At 55.1% G+C, this 15,766-nt stretch carries 17 protein-coding genes and 1 pseudogene; all 18 read left to right on the top strand.

Features of this window, described 5'->3' with window-relative positions:
* Positions 1-66 precede the first annotated feature (66 nt).
* The 18 genes and pseudogenes from H5U02_03515 to H5U02_03430 all read left to right on the top strand — a co-directional run bounded on the left by H5U02_03515 (position 67) and on the right by H5U02_03430 (position 15,751).
* Positions 67-195, top strand: a pseudogene (locus H5U02_03515) (MFS transporter).
* Positions 196-616: 421 nt separating this feature from the next.
* Positions 617-1,069: a winged helix-turn-helix transcriptional regulator gene (locus H5U02_03510; protein MBC7341506.1), complete on the top strand. Its 453-nt coding sequence runs from the start codon at positions 617-619 to the stop codon at positions 1,067-1,069.
* Positions 1,070-1,189: 120 nt separating this feature from the next.
* Positions 1,190-2,290 (top strand): ACR3 family arsenite efflux transporter, encoded by a 1,101-nt coding sequence (gene arsB / locus H5U02_03505; GenBank protein ID MBC7341505.1) that lies wholly within the window; start codon positions 1,190-1,192, stop codon positions 2,288-2,290.
* A 279-nt stretch (positions 2,291-2,569) separates the two neighbouring features.
* Complete coding sequence (gene rpmG / locus H5U02_03500) at positions 2,570-2,719, top strand: 50S ribosomal protein L33 (protein MBC7341504.1); 150 nt, start codon at positions 2,570-2,572, stop codon at positions 2,717-2,719.
* 15 nt (positions 2,720-2,734) lie between these two features.
* Positions 2,735-2,959, top strand: coding sequence for a preprotein translocase subunit SecE (gene secE / locus H5U02_03495; protein MBC7341503.1), 225 nt, complete (start codon positions 2,735-2,737; stop codon positions 2,957-2,959).
* 112 nt (positions 2,960-3,071) lie between these two features.
* Entirely contained in the window at positions 3,072-3,599 is a 528-nt protein-coding gene (nusG, locus tag H5U02_03490; protein ID MBC7341502.1) for a transcription termination/antitermination protein NusG, read from the top strand.
* Positions 3,600-3,635: 36 nt separating this feature from the next.
* The gene (rplK, locus tag H5U02_03485) at positions 3,636-4,064 is read left to right on the top strand and encodes a 50S ribosomal protein L11 (GenBank protein MBC7341501.1); all 429 of its coding nucleotides are present in this window, start codon (positions 3,636-3,638) and stop codon (positions 4,062-4,064) included.
* Between the two features lie 53 nt (positions 4,065-4,117).
* Positions 4,118-4,819, top strand: coding sequence for a 50S ribosomal protein L1 (rplA, locus tag H5U02_03480; GenBank protein ID MBC7341500.1), 702 nt, complete (start codon positions 4,118-4,120; stop codon positions 4,817-4,819).
* Positions 4,820-5,205: 386 nt separating this feature from the next.
* A complete protein-coding gene (locus H5U02_03475) occupies positions 5,206-5,745 on the top strand; it encodes a 50S ribosomal protein L10 (GenBank protein ID MBC7341499.1) in 540 nt (179 codons plus the stop codon).
* Between the two features lie 214 nt (positions 5,746-5,959).
* A complete protein-coding gene (gene rplL / locus H5U02_03470) occupies positions 5,960-6,346 on the top strand; it encodes a 50S ribosomal protein L7/L12 (protein ID MBC7341498.1) in 387 nt (128 codons plus the stop codon).
* A 279-nt stretch (positions 6,347-6,625) separates the two neighbouring features.
* On the top strand, positions 6,626-7,393 hold the full coding sequence (locus H5U02_03465; GenBank protein ID MBC7341497.1) for an IclR family transcriptional regulator: 768 nt from the start codon (positions 6,626-6,628) through the stop codon (positions 7,391-7,393).
* A gap of 91 nt (positions 7,394-7,484) precedes the next feature.
* Positions 7,485-9,242 carry an FAD-binding protein gene (locus H5U02_03460; protein MBC7341496.1) on the top strand — a complete coding sequence of 586 codons (1,758 nt, stop codon included), beginning with the start codon at positions 7,485-7,487 and terminating at the stop codon, positions 9,240-9,242.
* A gap of 38 nt (positions 9,243-9,280) precedes the next feature.
* Positions 9,281-10,876 carry an acyl CoA:acetate/3-ketoacid CoA transferase gene (locus H5U02_03455; protein ID MBC7341495.1) on the top strand — a complete coding sequence of 532 codons (1,596 nt, stop codon included), beginning with the start codon at positions 9,281-9,283 and terminating at the stop codon, positions 10,874-10,876.
* Positions 10,877-10,910: 34 nt separating this feature from the next.
* Positions 10,911-11,315: an enoyl-CoA hydratase gene (locus H5U02_03450; GenBank protein ID MBC7341494.1), complete on the top strand. Its 405-nt coding sequence runs from the start codon at positions 10,911-10,913 to the stop codon at positions 11,313-11,315.
* A gap of 314 nt (positions 11,316-11,629) precedes the next feature.
* The gene (locus H5U02_03445) at positions 11,630-12,058 is read left to right on the top strand and encodes a MaoC family dehydratase N-terminal domain-containing protein (GenBank protein MBC7341493.1); all 429 of its coding nucleotides are present in this window, start codon (positions 11,630-11,632) and stop codon (positions 12,056-12,058) included.
* Between the two features lie 98 nt (positions 12,059-12,156).
* Positions 12,157-13,146, top strand: coding sequence for a sugar ABC transporter substrate-binding protein (locus H5U02_03440; GenBank protein ID MBC7341492.1), 990 nt, complete (start codon positions 12,157-12,159; stop codon positions 13,144-13,146).
* An 82-nt stretch (positions 13,147-13,228) separates the two neighbouring features.
* A complete protein-coding gene (locus tag H5U02_03435; protein MBC7341491.1) occupies positions 13,229-14,740 on the top strand; it encodes a sugar ABC transporter ATP-binding protein in 1,512 nt (503 codons plus the stop codon).
* Between the two features lie 69 nt (positions 14,741-14,809).
* Positions 14,810-15,751: an ABC transporter permease gene (locus tag H5U02_03430; protein ID MBC7341490.1), complete on the top strand. Its 942-nt coding sequence runs from the start codon at positions 14,810-14,812 to the stop codon at positions 15,749-15,751.
* The last annotated feature ends 15 nt before the right edge of the window (positions 15,752-15,766 follow it).

The raw sequence follows: 15,766 nt of genomic DNA, 5'->3' as shown, positions 1-15,766 counted from the left end.
GGCATGCTTACCTTTCTTACCCCGAGCATGATCTCTGAACAAAATCTTAACCGGAGGTCTGAAGCAATGTCTAAGCGTATGATTCTTCTCATCCTTGGCCTAGCGGGGTTTGTGACTATGACCGATAACTGGGTGGTCTCGCCTATTCTCGCAGCCATCTCAGCCAATTTGCACGTCGATCTGGTGCGGGCTGGAACCGCCTGATCCTTCTCGGCCTCGGGTTCATGTTTGCGCACTCTATCTTCTTAACCGTTGCCACTGAATCTGCGGCTTTACCTCCTTTTTCCGAGATTACGGTTTAGCGCTATTGGCATTGGCCGTAGTGGCACGGCTAGTGGTGCAACCAGGGCCAGCATTGGTGCCTAGCCGGCAGGAAGCTTAGGCTGTCCCTCCTGAGACGGCGCCACAATGGGGCATGGAAGCGTGGTTTCAGCAGGAGCAGGAGGCAGGGGAGGAGGGCGGGGGCGAGGGCGAGACAGGGGTTACCTGTTGACGGGTAAGCGGGCATGATGTACATTAAAAGAAGTATATTATAGATTGCTAATACCGATTTGGTCAAACGTGAGCCTAGAATACTAGGCCAACAGCGTTGTTACTGCAGGGGAGGTGAGGTCGAGTGGTCAGCCGTGAATTTGCGGAAGTGTTCAAAGCGTTAGGCCAAGAAATCCGCCTGAAGATCATCTCATTATTGGCGGAGCATGAATTCTGCGTTTGCGAAATGGAGGAAATCTTGGGGATTACCCAATCGGCGGTATCACAGCACCTACGGGTGCTCAGGCAAGCTGGTTTGGTCGAGGAAGAAAAGATTGGCCAGTGGGTGTTTTACCACTTGCGGCGAGATCAGATAGACAAGTTCTTTCAAGAATGGCAGGAGTACCTCAAACTTCCCCTGGAGCAAAAACCCGGCATGGGGGCTGAACTTAAAAAGGTTAAATATCTGGAGGAGAACCCCAAGGTCTCCTGCCGGCCGGCCGGGAGCGGTTGTTCACCGCGGCAGGGAGTTGGCGGTGGCTCGCCTGGCCCAGTTGATTTTGATAAGCTGGCCTCTGGCTCCGGTTGCTCAAGCTAGCCGGTTGGATCCTGAGTTGGCTCGGGGGCAGATGCCGGTCAGTTAGCTCCCACTAACATCGGGTATTTGCTTTAATCAAGGTACTTGGGATAAGGGACTTGGTTTAAGGAGGTATATTGGATGACTGCCAACCATGCTGCCCCTACTGGTAACAGCACAACACTTTCCCTGCTCGACCGTTTTCTGACCCTGTGGATCTTTTTGGCCATGGCTTTCGGGGTGGGTCTCGGGTACGTGTTTCCGGGCGTAGCCCGGGCCTTGGACCGGTTATCCATTGGTACCACCTCCATTCCCATCGCCATCGGCCTGATTGTGATGATGTATCCGCCTTTAGCCAAGGTCAAATATGAGGAGCTGGGTAAAGTATTCACCAATGGCCGGGTGATGGCCCTTTCCCTGGTGCAAAACTGGATCATCGGCCCTATCCTAATGTTCTTTCTGGCCATCCTTTTCTTGCATAACTATCCGGAATACATGGCTGGCCTAATCTTGATCGGCCTGGCTCGCTGCATCGCCATGGTCATCGTCTGGAACAGCTTGGCCCACGGTGATTCGGAATACGCTGCTGCCCTGGTGGCCCTAAATTCTATTTTTCAGGTGCTGTTTTACTCCCTATATGCTTACATCTTCATTACTTTGGTCCCCGAATGGCTGGGCCTTAAAGGCATGCAGGTAAAGGTATCCATCGGCGAAGTAGCTACCAGCGTTGCCATTTACCTTGGCATCCCCTTTGTGGCCGGCTTTGTGACCCGGCGAGTGCTTCTGCCCATTCGAGGCAAAGACTGGTACGAGAGAACCTTTGTGCCCAAAATCAGCCCCCTGGCCTTGGTAGCTCTGCTTTTCACCATCGTGGTCATGTTCTCCCTAAAGGGGCAGTACATCGTTTCCTTGCCGCTGGATGTGGTGCGGATTGCTGTGCCGCTTGTGGTCTACTTTGTAGTCATGTTTTTGGTCTCCTTTTTCTTGAGCATGAACCTAGGCGTCAACTACCCGCAGACTGCCACCCTGTCCTTTACCGCTGCCAGCAACAATTTTGAGCTGGCCATCGCGGTGGCGGTGGCGGTGTTTGGCATCAATTCTGGCCAGGCCTTTGCTGCGGTAATCGGGCCGCTGATCGAGGTTCCGGTGATGATCGGGCTGGTGAACGTTGCTCTCGCTTTCAGCCGCAAGTACTTCACCCCCGACGGGCTACCCAAATCCAGGGCGGGGATTGTCCCGTGAGGCTAATCCAGAAGCTCACCCTATTGACATAGAAGGTCTCTCTCCATGGTGACATTTTCTCTGTCCGCGCTCACGTGACAATATCACAGTCCCGTGACACGCCAGGGCAGTCCTTATTGACAGTGCTTGTTTGGTATGCTAAAGTAGTTCAGGTGTTTCAGCGGGTACCTGTATGCCTGCACTCCTTGCAGCTTTCGGCACTTTCCCGGTGAAACTTATTGATTAGTTATTATTGGCTGCTTAGCTTAGTTGGACAATGGCCGGGCGAGGTGAAAATAAATGCGCGTTAACATAACTTTAGCTTGTACCGAATGTAAGCATCGCAATTACACTACCACCAAGAACAAAAAGACTCATACCGATCGTTTGGAGCTTCGCAAATACTGCAAGTACTGCGGCTCCCATACCCTGCACCGGGAGATTAAGTAATAGGAAGTGGGAATTATGCCTCCTAATCCCAAAGCAGTTGCCGTGGGCCGTGGCAACATTGGCCAGCGGGTCAGTGGTTATTTTAAAGGCGTATGGGCGGAGCTGAAAAAAGTTCATTGGCCGACTCGAAAAGAGTTGGTCACTTATACAGGCGTGGTCATAGTCTCGGTAATTATTGTAGCTGTGGCTCTGTGGATCATTGACTCCGTCTTCAGCTTTCTGTTAGGACTCATCCTCTAATTCTAAGGCTTTGGTTTTAGCTCGGCCTCCATGCTAGAAAAAGCCTTTGGTGGTAACAATAGGTAGTAAAGCCATATGCCCTACGCGGCGGAGGGAAGAATAAGCCAAGGTTATGGAAAAGAATTGGTACGTCATCCACACATATGCCGGGTACGAAAATAAAGTTAAGGCTAATCTGGAGAAGCGCATCCAATCCATGAATTTGGAAGACAAGATCTTCCAGGTAGTAATTCCCATGGAGGACGAGCTACAGATCAAGGACGGCAAGAAAAAGATCGTTAAGAAGAAGATCTATCCCGGCTACGTTCTCGTGGAAATGATCCTAACCGACGATTCCTGGTATGCGGTTCGGAATACCCCTGGGGTGACCGGCTTCGTTGGCCCTCCATCCAAGCCGATTGCTCTGCAGCCTCACGAGGTAAAGCAGATCCTGCGCCAAATGGGCGGGGAGGAAGCGCGACCGCGGATTACATTTGCCCTAGGTGAAAGCGTCCGGGTAACCACCGGGCCGTTTGAGAACTTCATTGGTACCGTTAGCGAGATTCATCCCGAAAAGGGCAAGCTTCGAGTCCTGGTTTCTATGTTTGGGCGGGAAACTCCGGTGGAACTCGAGTATACCCAGGTTGAGAAGCTGGATTAGACAGATTGGATTAATTGCAGATCGGAGGTGAAATTTATGGCCAAGAAAGTGGCTGCCATTGTCAAGCTGCAAGTACCCGCCGGCAAGGCTAACCCGGCACCACCCGTGGGGCCGGCTCTGGGCCAGCACGGCGTCAATATTATGGCTTTCTGCAAGGAATTCAATGAGCGCACCGCTGCTCAAGAAGGCATGATTATTCCGGTGGAGCTGACGGTCTATGAGGACCGCTCCTTCACCTTTGTGACCAAGACGCCGCCGGCGGCGGTTTTACTCAAGAAAGCAGCCGGTATTGAGACTGCTTCTGGGGAGCCTAACCGCAAGAAAGTGGCCAAGTTGCCTCGTTCCAAGGTGCGGGAGATCGCCGAGACCAAAAAGAAGGATTTGAATGCCAACGATATTGAGGCGGCTATGCGCATGATCGAGGGGACGGCTCGAAGCATGGGCATCGAGATCGTTGAGGGCTAAGAACAGCAAGTGGGAGGAAGGACTTCCGTTAATACCACTAGGGGGAATGAAAGTTGGCCAAACCAGGAAAAAGATACCGAGAAGCGCTCAAACTGATTGATCGAGAAAGGTTATATGAACCGGCAGAGGCCATGGAAGTCATAGAAAAGATCGGCACTGCCAAATTTGATGAGACGGTTGAAGTTTCGGTGAGGTTGGGGGTTGACCCGCGCCATGCTGATCAGCAGGTGCGGGGGACAGTAGTGCTGCCCCACGGCACCGGCAAGACCCGCCGGGTGCTGGTGTTTGCCAAGGGCGAAAAGGCTAAGGAGGCGGAAGCAGCCGGGGCCGATGTGGTTGGCGATGAGGAGTTGGCTGCCAAAATCCAAGGAGGCTGGCTTGATTTTGATGTGGCCATCGCTACCCCTGATATGATGGGCACGGTGGGCCGATTGGGCCGGATCCTAGGCCCTCGAGGCCTGATGCCCAACCCCAAGACCGGTACCGTCACCTTTGATGTAGCTAAAGCGGTGCAGGAAGTCAAGGCTGGTAAAATCGAGTATCGCACCGATAAAGCCGGTATAATCCATGCCCCAATTGGACGGGTATCCTTTGGCAAAGAAAAGCTTACCGAGAACCTCTTGGTGCTGATTGACGCTTTGGTACGGGCCAAGCCAGCGGCGGCCAAAGGTCAGTACTTGAAGAGTATTACCGTTTCCACCACCATGAGCCCGGGGGTTAAGGTCAACCCGTTGCGGGCTGTAGGGGCCAGGTAGCGAAAGCCAGGAGTAAATGGACAATAAGGGGTTAAGCCCGAAATAAAGAAATAAATGGGTTAAGCCAACTTAGAAGGAAACCAGCTTAGCAGAATAAGAATCGATCACCGTAGACGGTCGGCGCTATCGCCTGAAAAGGGCGAAGCTTAATTGTGGAGCCAATCCACGGCCTGCCTAGGTGCCAAGTGGAGCCAGAATAACCAAGTGCACAAGGCCCGGGAGCACGGTCCCCAGGGTAGGTGTGCAATTGGCCAGGCTCCGTAGGAGGGTAGTCTACGGGGCCTGGTTTTTATTTAAGGCCGCAAGGAGAGCCTAGGGCGGTGAATCGCCAGGAAGCACTGGCGAGGATTGAGGGCTTCGAGTGTACAGTTTAGGGAGGTGAGCAAGTGAGCCTAAGGCGGCAAGAGAAAGTTGAAGTAGTAGAGAGGCTTACCCAGTTGCTTTCCAATTCCAGCGCCAGCATCCTTACCGACTACCGGGGCCTTAAGGTGGCCGAGATTACCGAGCTGCGCCGCAAGTTGCGGGAGCTTGGGGCTGAGTACCGGGTGGTCAAGAATACCCTTACCGCCCGGGCGGCTGCTAAAGCCGGCATAAAGGGATTGGAGCCGTGGCTGGAAGGACCGGTGGCCATTGCTTTCAGCGGTAAAGACCCGGCCGCAATGGCTAAGGCCTTAAACGATTTTGCCCGTACCCATAAGGTGTTCTCTATCAAAGCCGGGGTTCTCGAGGGTCAGGTGATTGGCCCGGAAAGCGTGCAGGCCTTGGCCAGCCTGCCATCCCGGGAGGAATTGCTGGCCCGGGTGGTGGGAGGCTTCCAAGCCCCCATCAGCGGCTTGGTCTCGGTGCTGCAGGGGACCATACGCCAGTTGGTCTATGTCCTGGATGCGGTCCGGGAAAAGCAAGCTGCGGGTGGCGAGGCTGCTTGAGGTGCAGTTTCCATGCCGCTAATTGCGGTACCACAGGGGAGCTGGTCTGAAAGCGAACCAGCACTCAATCGGCAGGCAACCAGGACTAAATAGTGTCTTAGCACCCGACTGGGTGATGCCTGGTGGATGGATAGGTGAATTGAGTGCTGGACGGGTTACGGAGCGGAGGGCCAGCCCCCAAGTTAGAGTAAGTTATTCTTAAGGAGGCAGGATAATGTCCAAGGTTAGCGAGATCGTAGAAGCGGTCAAGGGACTGACCGTGCTTGAGCTTTCGGAGTTAGTAAAGGCTTTGGAAGATGAGTTTGGAGTTACCGCTGCCGCCCCAGTGGCGGTGGCCGCTCCGGCTGCACCTGGCGCTGCCCCGGCTGCCGAGGAAGCAGCTGAGGAGCAGACCGAGTTTGATGCCATCTTGACTTCTGTAGGTCAGCAGAAGATTAACGTCATCAAGGTAGTCCGCGAGATTACCGGCCTTGGCCTCAAGGAAGCCAAGGCTTTGGTAGACGAGGCTCCGAAGCCTATCAAGGAAAAGGTGAGCCGCGAGGAGGCCGAGTCCATCAAGGCCAAGCTGGCCGAAGTAGGCGCTGAGGTAGAGATCAAGTAACAGCACCTCGCCCCATAACTTTGGAATGACTTGCAGGCAGATAAATAAAGTACCCGGTAGGGCGATGCTACCGGGTACTTAATTAAGCAGGCTTAGCCCCGGTTGCCAGCGGTGGCACCAGACCTCACTGCTTTCCTCTCTTAAGCTGCCTCTAGTGTCGCAGCAAAATCTCTCCAAAAAATTTTGTCACCCAGCAGGAATCTTAACCTGAGTAGCGAAATATCTTAACAGTTTCCAAACAGGTGAAACTTCGGTTTCATACAATGGGAAAGGTGCTCCATGTCTAATTTGGAAAACACTCAAATTACTAGTTTGGAGCGAGGCTTAGATATTCTTGGAGCGTTCAGCCGGGAGAGGCCGTCGTTGACTGCGGCGGAGATCGCAGAAGTTACTGGGCTAAGCAAAAGCACCCTTTACCGATTTTTGCATGTGTTGGCGAGAAGGGGTTACATCAGCAAGCGGGGCACCGTCTACATGCCCGGGCTCAAGCTGGTCGAGCTGGGGGATATTGCTGGGGCCAACCTGGAAGTCAAGGCTATTGCCAAACCGGTGATGGTGGAGATAGTTAACCGGACAGGAATGACCAGCAACCTTTCCGCCTATTATGATGGCGACATCGTCTACATTGAGAATATCGTCCCCCGGCACGTGCGGGTGGTATCCATGCATGGTGGCCGAGCTCCGGCCTACTGTACCAGTACTGGCAAGATGCTCTTGACTGGTCAGCCAGCCGAGGAGCTAGAGCGGATCATCCAACGGGGCCTGCGTCGGATTACCGCCAACACCATTACCGATCCAGAAAAGCTCAGGGAGGAAATTGAGGCCATCCGGCGGCGGGGCTACTCCATCGACGATCAGGAGCTGGAGGAGGGCTTGCGGAGCGTAGCTGGCCCTATCTACAATGCCCAAGGGGTTATGGTGGCGGCCATGAGCTTAGCCGGACCGGTCACCAGACTAAGGGATGACAGCATTCCCGAGGTTAGCCAAATAATCACCGAGGCTTGCATGGAAATATCCCGGGAGCTGGGATACAATTCCTCGAAGTAGATAAAGATGCCGATGCTGGGAAACCTCTACCAGCGTGACAAACATTGGTTCAATATCTTGTACGAAGATTGTCCTTAGGGAGGGGAAAGCTTTGACCTGCCGCGACCCCCAAATGCTAACGGCAGATGTCTTAATAATCGGAGGCGGTGGGGCAGCTTGCCGGGCCGCTGTGGAGGCGGCTCAGGCAGGAGCCCAGGTAGCCATGGTCCTAAAAGGGAAGCTGGGGCATTCCGGTACCACTGCCGCCCACGTAGCCGATACCGCTGGCTACAATGCCGCCGATGGTATAGTTGACCCCTCGGATGCACCGGAGGTGCACTACCAGGATATTATCCAGGCCGGCCAGGGAATGGCTAACCCCAAGCTAGCCGAAATTCTTGCTTTCGAAGCCGTTCCCAGCGCGAAATATCTGGAGAGCCTGGGGGTACAATTTGAGCGCCAGGGCGACCGGTACGTGGAAGTGCGCGGCTGCTTCGCTTCTAAGCCCCGCATGCACATCCTTCGCGACCACGGCACTGCCATTATGAACGCCTTGGTCCCGCTGGTAAGGCAGCTTGGCATCACCGTAGTGGAGGATGTTACTGTAGTTGACTTGCTGGTGGAGGATGGGATTTGCGTCGGTGCTTGGGGCATCGGCGCTGACGGCCAACCTTTAGTCCTAGCTGCCCCAAGCACCATCCTGGCCGCCGGTGGGGCGGGGCAGCTCTTCAAGTACAGCTTAGCTCCTGGAGACATTACCGGCGACGGCTACGCCATGGGTTATCGGGCCGGGGCTGAGCTGGTGAATATGGAATTCATGCAAGCGGTGGTGGGGATCATTCACCCCATTAAAAGCCAGTTCAACGCCTTTTTGTGGGCGCTCCATCCCCGGCTATACAATGCTACCGGGGAGGAATTCCTGTCCTCCTACTTGCCGGCGGGGCTGACCCCGGCCGAAGCCATGGACTACAAGTCGCGGCATTTCCCCTTTAGTGTGGCCGATCCCGGCCGGTACGTAGAGATTGCTATCCAAAAGGAGAAGCTGGCCGGGCGGGGCTCTAGTCACGGCGGCGTCTACGTGGATTTGACCGGCATCGGCGACCAAGATATCCAAGCTCTGCCAGCTGATAGCCCTTTGCGGGGCGTGTATGGCGCGGTTAAAGACTGGCTGCTGGCCCGCGGCGTGGATATTTCTAGGCTGCCGCTGGAGGTAGTGGTTTACGCCCATGCCATCAATGGTGGGCTAAAGATCGACGAATGGGGAGAAACCACCATCGCCGGCCTTTACGCCTGCGGCGAAGTGGCCGGTGGTCCCCATGGGGCTGATCGCCTAGGCGGGAACATGCTTTTAACCTGTCAGGTATTTGGCGCCCGCGCCGGGAGGGCGGCAGCTAGGCGAGCCAAAGCAGCGACCAGCTCTACCAAAGCCTTACAATCTAAAGCTAATGCTCAAGCCCAAATCCGGCTGCAAGCCGCTTTTTCCCTTGCGGGTACAAGCTCTGGAATTGAGAACAGCGAAATAGCTGTGGCCAGGGCCAAAGAGATCCGGCACCGATTGCAAGAGGCATGTTGGCAAGGGCTTTTGGTGGTACGGACGGAACCGGGCCTCGAAGCGCTCCTGGCCGAACTAGACGTCATGGAAGACGACCTGACCAGGCTGGGCCAACCCTGGCAGACGAATAAAACTTTAGTTCAAACCGCTAACCTAATCACCGTGGCCCGGGTCATAGCTGCCGCGGCTCGAAAACGCGCGGAAAGCCGTGGCGGCCATTATCGAGAAGACCATCCCTATACGAGTGAAAGATTTGCCTATCCTCTAGCCGTTAGGGCTAAGGAAGGGAATCCCCAGGTCTTTCCGTGTCAATGGTGAAAAGCGAGTTAACTTTAGTAGACGGAGGAAGAGTTGTGATGCAAAAACCCATCATCTCCCCCCAACAAGCAGCCGAGCTCATTAAGGATAACTGGGTGGTGTGCGTGGAAGGAGGAAGCGGAGGCCTGGCCGATGCCGAAGCCATCCTTTCTGCCATAGAGGAGCGGTTTTTGGAAACCGGCCATCCCCGGGACCTCACCCTGTATCACTCCAACGGCCTTGGGGACCGGGGGGATCGCTCCATCGGGCACCTAGCCCATGAGGGCCTCATCAAGCGCGCCATTGGCGGCCACTGGGGGCTTTGCCCCAAGATGGGAAAGCTCGCCCTGGAGAATAAGATCGAAGCTTACAACTTCCCCCAGGGGCCCATGGCCCAGCTCTACCGGGAGATTGCTGCCAAAAGGCCGGGCGTAATCACCAAGGTAGGCCTTCATACTTACGTGGATCCTCGGCTGGAGGGGGGAAAGCTAAACGAGATAACCAAGGAGGATCTGGTGAAGCTGGTGGAGTTTGAAGGAGAGGAGTACCTCTTTTATCCCGCCTTTAAGCCCGACGTGGTCCTCCTTAGGGCCAGCCTTGCCGATACCGACGGAAACTTGAGCATGCAGTATGAAACCGGAACCTTCCAGGTCCTCTCCGCCGCCCAGGCCGCCAAAAACTCCGGCGGCATGGTGATCGCCCAGGTAAAGCACCTGGTCCAGTCCGGAAGCTTAGATCCCCGCCTGGTTAAGGTCCCCGGCTTCCTAGTAGACGCCCTGGTGGTGGTGGAGGACCAGTGGCAGACCTATGAAGCCGAGTACAACCCCGCTTACTGCGGCGAGCACCGCGCCCCCCGGGCCCAGATGGAAAAAAGCCCCTTAAACGAGCGCACGGTGGTAGCCCGCCGCGCTGCCATGGAGCTGGTCCCCGGAGTGGCGTTAAACGTAGGCTTTGGCATGTCCTCCCAGGTGGCTACCATTGCCTTTGAGGAAGGTCTAGAAGAGGATGTGATCTTCACCATCGAGCAGGGCCCGACCGGGGGAACCCCGGTATCCGGCATCATCTTTGGCGTATCCAGAAACCCCATCGCCATCATCGACCAGCCCTACCAGTTCGACTTTTACGACGGCGGGGGTCTTGAAGTGACCTTTTTGGGCATGGCCGAGGCCGACCAGGAAGGGAATGTCAACGTAAGCAAGTTCGGGAGCACCCTGGCCGGCTGCGGCGGCTTCATCGACATCTCCCAGAATGCTAAAAAGGTGGTCTTCTGCAGCACCTTTACCTCCGGAGGCCTGAAAGTAGACTTTTCCTCCGGCCGGGTGAACATCCTCCAGGAAGGCAAGTACAAGAAGTTCATCTCCAAGGTGGAGCAGATAACTTTCAGCGGCTCCTATGCCAAAAAGATGAACCAGGAAGTTCTATTCGTTACCGAGCGGGCGGTATTCCGGCTCCTCCCTGAGGGCCTTACCCTCACCGAGGTGGCCCCCGGGATCGACCCTAAAACCCACATCCTCCCCTACATGGACTTCGAGCCCCGGATCGCCAAAGACCTAAAGGTCATGGACCCCCGGATCTTTAGGGATGAGCCCATGGGGATAAGAGAGGAGATATTGGCGAAAGCAAAGAGACAAAGCCAGGCCATGTACGGCAACTGAGATGCGAAGTAATAGGCGGATGGAGGCATCGGCAATGGCGCAGGAATTAGCTATAGGGAGTAAAGGCCAGTTTACCAAGACCGTCACCGAGAGCGACGTCAACCTGTTTGCTGGCATTACTGGAGACTTCTATGACGTTCACGTCAATGAAGAGTTTGCCCGCAAAACTCAGTTTGGCGGGCGCATCGCCCACGGGGCTTATTCAGTAGGGTTGGTTTCGGCAGCCGTTTCCAGATTGCTGGCCCTGGCCGGAGTTACGGGCTATCCGGTGGGGTACGATGTCAAGTTTACCGGCCCCATTAAGCTTGGAGACACCGTGACTACGGAGGTGACGACTGAAGAAGCGCTGGGGGAGGGCAGGTACAGGCTCACGGTCAATTGCGTCAACCAGTCGGGAGTAAGAATCCTTAAGGGTGAAACCGTTGCCCAGGTTCTGTGAGCCGATTTGAGACAAAAGGTGATGAGCGGCGGGTGCATCCGAAAGAAGTATGAAAATGGCCGGGGATGCTGGCGTAAGGCGACTTTGGGCGAGCCGTGCGAGCCGTTGACGAGACCGAGCTCGGAGGCGGGGCCGAGGACAGGACGTCCGAGGCCGGCCTCTTGAGACAGGAGGTCGAATTGGCCGGGAACCCCGCCGAAGGGTGAGGGGGAGCCATACGGATCGCTGGCGAGGCCAGTCTTTCGCCGGTGCCAGCGCCCCGGCATGGGAAGTGTTTCGGAAGCATCGAGTGGCGTTTGGGGAGGAGAAACCACATGGATGAACGAGCGCAACGCATGGAGGCCCTGCCCATGGGGCACAGAGAAGAGCATACCAAGACCATCACCCAGGCCGATGTGGCCAATTTCCTAACTATTAGCGGGGACTTAAATCCCCTATATATCAATGAGGTGGCCGCCAAGCGGGCCGGGGAAAGGGGAATGGTGGTTCCCAGCGCCCTGCTTGTCGGTATTGTATCGGCGGTGATGGCCAAGATGACGGCCCATGTGCCGCCTCCGGGAGGGGTATCGTACCGTTACGCCTTGACGGCTCTTAAACCGGTGCTTCCCGGGGAGACAGTAACCGCATCTTTGGAGGTGATCGGCAAAGACGTTCTGCGCCATGAGATTTACTTTAATGCCAACTGTTATACCGCCAGTGGAGAGAAGGTGATGGAAGGCCAGACAACCCTAAAAGTACTGTAAACTGCAGCTTATGGTTTTATGTCCTATTGTAGCGTGGCTAACGTTACTTGTGAAATGTCGGCAAAGCGACTGAGAATGAAGGGAGATGACAATAAAGAATGCCAAGATCTCTAAAGCAATCCTTAAGGCTCATATCGCTCGCTTTAATCGTAGCCGTAAGCACCGTACTTGTTGGTGGATGCGGAGGCAGCAAGCCATCGGCGGGTTCTGGTTCCCAGGGTGGAAGTCAGAATAAGAAACCGGTGATCGGGTTGTCTATCTCTACCCTTTCGTTTCCTTGGCAGAAGTTCCTCACCGATACTTCAGTGAAAGAAATCGAAAAAATGGGCGGCGAGGCTATAGTTCTCGATGCCCAAGGCAAGGTCGATAAGCAGACTTCTGACATTGAGGACTTGATTACCAGGAAGGTTGACGCCATTCTGCTCAACGCCATTGATGGCAAGGCGGTAGCTCCGGCAGTGGCGGAAGCCAATAGAGCAGGCATCCCGGTAATAGCAACTGCTCGCCGGGTAGAGGGCGCGGAGATGACCCAGTTTGTCGCCTGCGACAATATAAAAGGCGGGCAGCTCGCTGCCAAGATCATTGCTGAGAAGATTAACGGCAAAGGAAAGGTTGCCTTGATCGAAGGGACGCCAGGCAGTTCTTCTACCACTGATCGGACCACCGGATTCAAACAGGGCATCGCTCAATATCCAGGGATAACTCTAGTCTACCAGCGCCCTGGAAACTACAAGCGGGATCAAGCCCTGAACCTCACCGAGGACCTGTTGCAGGCGCATCCCGACATCGCCGGCATCTTCTATGAAAATGACGACATGGCTATTGGTGGGTTGCAGGCAATCGAGGCTGCTGGCAAGCTCCACAAGGTAGTGGTGGTTGGGTATGACGGCATCAAAGAAGGTCTTGAAAACATCAAGGCTGGGCGCCTGGATGCCACCATCTACAACGATGCCATCTCTATTGCTCAGATCTCTGTAGATAGTGCTTTCAAGGTAATTCGTGGTGAGAAAGTGGATTCTTACGTCTCACCGCCCATGCCAGTTATTACCAAGGATAACGTGGATCAGTTCTTGAAGATTTATCAATAAGCGAAGTAATAATCGACCGACGGGCCTAGGAAGAAGATCGAGGCAGTCTTCCGGGCCCGACGGTCGGGACGGAGTGGTGATTATGCAATCCCTGGTACTGGAAATGCAAGAAATATCCAAGGCTTTTCCGGGCACCCAGGCTCTAAAGAATGTAAGCATCGACCTCTACGAAGGTGAGGTCCTGGCCTTACTGGGCGAAAACGGCGCCGGGAAATCCACCCTGATGAAGATTCTCTATGGCGCCTACCAGAAGGACCACGGTAGGGTGATCCTGAGGGGAAAAGAAGTTAACTTCCAGAGCCCTCATGATGCTTTGCAGGCCGGTATCGCCATGATACCTCAAGAAATTAATCTAGCGCCCCACCTGACGGCGACCGAGAACATTTTCCTGGGCGAGGAAGTCAAAGGTCAGGTGCCGGGCATAGTCGACTGGTCGGCCATGAGGCGCAAAGCCAAAGAGCTTCTGGGGAGCCTGGGAGTGAGCGTCGATGTCAATGTGCCGGTGGGCCGCTTGAGTACCGCCATCCAGCAGATGGTAGCTATTGCTAAAGCCTTGTACGTTAAAGCCCAGATCATAATCATGGACGAGCCTACATCATCGCTTACCGATAGCGAGATTGAGCATCTTTTTGGCGTCATCCGTTCGTTAAAGCAGCAAGGGGTAAGCATTATCTACATCTCCCACCGGCTGCACGAAATTCCCAAGATTGCTGACCGGGTAACGGTGCTTAAAGACGGGGCATTGGTTGGTACCCTGCCCATCGAGCAGTGCGATGAAGACAAAATGGTCCTGATGATGGTGGGCCGGCCCCTGGAATCCAAGTTTCCTGCGGTTGAAAGTCCCAAGGGGGAAGAGATCTTTAGAGTTGAGAATCTCAGCCGCGGGAAGAAATTCCAGAACGTTAACTTGGGCGTACGCCGGGGAGAGATCCTCGGGATATTCGGGCTGGTGGGAGCAGGGCGGACCGAGGTGGCCAGAGCCATCTTCGGCCTAGATCCCAAAGACAGCGGCCGGGTATTCATCGAGGGCAAAGAAGTAACCATCAGGGATCCCATGGACGCCATTGCTGCCGGGATCGGCTTTGTCACTGAAGATCGCAAGAAGGGGCTCCTGCTTAAGCAGGATGTAATGAACAACATCGTCATCGCCGCCATCCCCAAGATGTGCCGGCTGGGCTTTATTGACCTGGCGCAAGCCAGAAACCTGGCCCAGGAATACCGGGAGGCCTTGCGTATCAAAACTCCCTCTCTGAGCCAAAAGATCGTAAACCTTAGCGGCGGCAACCAGCAGAAGATTGCCCTGGCCAAGTGGTTCTGCACCCATTCCAAGGTCATTATTTTCGACGAACCTACTCGAGGCATCGATGTTCAGGCCAAATTTGAAGTCTACGAGCACATGAAGCGGTTTGTGGAAAATGGCGGAGCCGCCATCATGATCTCCTCCGAGCTGCCGGAGATCCTGGGCATGAGCCACCGCATCCTGGTTATGCACGAGGGGGAGGTAATGGGAGAGCTTCCTCGCTCCCAGGCTACGGAAGAAAACATCATGATGCTGGCTTCCGGAAAGCGCATTGCCTTCAAGGAGGCGGTCTGATCGAATATGGCAACAAAGGAAGAGGTGGGCAGCATGTCGGCAGAACCAAAAACCATTGCCAGACCATGGATGGATAAGCTGAAAACATCGCAGAATATACCGCTGCTATTGCTCCTTTTAGCCTTGGTGGTAGCTTTAAGCAGCCTTTCCGACGTCTTCCTGACGCCGGTCAACCTGTTCAGCGTAGGAAGGCAGGTGTCCATCAACGGCCTTTTGGCCCTGGGCATGACCTTTGTGATCATCGGCGGCGGCATCGACCTTTCGGTAGGAGCAGTGGTAGCTCTAGTCTCAGCTGAAATTGCCTTGCTGGCCAAGGCGGGCACGCCTACGGTAGTGATTATCCTGGCTGCCCTTTTGGCAGGAGCAGCCATAGGGGCCATAAGCGGGCTTTTGGTGAGCAAAGCCAGGATCACCCCCTTCATTGCCACCCTGGCCACCATGAGCGTCTGCCGGGGCGCGGTGCTGATTATATCTGAAGGTACGCCCATAACCTTTGACTATAATCCGGTATTGAGCTTCATTGGCAACGGCCTGTTAGGCCCGGTGCCCTTTCCCTTGATTGTCCTAGCGTTGGTGGCCATCGTCTGCCATATCATCTCCAAGAACACCAAGTTCGGCCTCCACGTCTATGCCCTGGGAAGTTCTGAGGAGGCGGCCCGCCTTTCCGGCATCAATACCAAGCTGGTTCAGGGCCTGACCTACGTATTGTCCGGGTTGCTCTGCGCGGTGGCGGCCCTGATCCTTACCGCCCGGGTAAACTCAGCCCAGCCCACCGCCGGGGAGCTTTTCGAACTCGATGCCATCGCCGCGGCCGTAATCGGCGGCACCAGCATGACCGGCGGCATCGGCACCATCAGCGGCACCATTCTGGGCGTGTTGATCCTAGGGGTAATCGGCAACGGCCTAAACCTCCTAAACGTTTCTTCCTACTGGCAGTACGTGATCCGAGGGGTAATCATCGTCATCGCAGTTGGCATTGACATCTTGAGGTCCAGGCGGGCCGGCGGCTGATCCTGGCCTATGAAA

This window comes from Clostridia bacterium, from assembly GCA_014360065.1.
Taxonomy (GTDB): Bacteria; Bacillota; DSM-521; order Neomoorellales; family JACIYF01; genus JACIYF01.
The sequence above is the reverse complement of the archived record's forward strand: the minus strand, read 5'-3'. Positions and strand labels throughout refer to the sequence as shown.

Excerpts from the sequence above, each read along its gene's own strand:
- arsB (MBC7341505.1), top strand. The coding sequence starts at position 1,190 with ATGACTGCCAACCATGCTGCCCCTACTGGTAACAGCACAACACTTTCC.
- rpmG (MBC7341504.1), top strand. The coding sequence starts at position 2,570 with ATGCGCGTTAACATAACTTTAGCTTGTACCGAATGTAAGCATCGCAAT.
- secE (MBC7341503.1), top strand. The coding sequence starts at position 2,735 with ATGCCTCCTAATCCCAAAGCAGTTGCCGTGGGCCGTGGCAACATTGGC.
- nusG (MBC7341502.1), top strand. The coding sequence starts at position 3,072 with ATGGAAAAGAATTGGTACGTCATCCACACATATGCCGGGTACGAAAAT.
- rplK (MBC7341501.1), top strand. The coding sequence starts at position 3,636 with ATGGCCAAGAAAGTGGCTGCCATTGTCAAGCTGCAAGTACCCGCCGGC.
- rplL (MBC7341498.1), top strand. The coding sequence starts at position 5,960 with ATGTCCAAGGTTAGCGAGATCGTAGAAGCGGTCAAGGGACTGACCGTG.
- H5U02_03465 (MBC7341497.1), top strand. The coding sequence starts at position 6,626 with ATGTCTAATTTGGAAAACACTCAAATTACTAGTTTGGAGCGAGGCTTA.
- H5U02_03455 (MBC7341495.1), top strand. The coding sequence starts at position 9,281 with ATGCAAAAACCCATCATCTCCCCCCAACAAGCAGCCGAGCTCATTAAG.
- H5U02_03450 (MBC7341494.1), top strand. The coding sequence starts at position 10,911 with ATGGCGCAGGAATTAGCTATAGGGAGTAAAGGCCAGTTTACCAAGACC.
- H5U02_03445 (MBC7341493.1), top strand. The coding sequence starts at position 11,630 with ATGGATGAACGAGCGCAACGCATGGAGGCCCTGCCCATGGGGCACAGA.
- H5U02_03440 (MBC7341492.1), top strand. The coding sequence starts at position 12,157 with ATGCCAAGATCTCTAAAGCAATCCTTAAGGCTCATATCGCTCGCTTTA.
- H5U02_03435 (MBC7341491.1), top strand. The coding sequence starts at position 13,229 with ATGCAATCCCTGGTACTGGAAATGCAAGAAATATCCAAGGCTTTTCCG.
- H5U02_03430 (MBC7341490.1), top strand. The coding sequence starts at position 14,810 with ATGGATAAGCTGAAAACATCGCAGAATATACCGCTGCTATTGCTCCTT.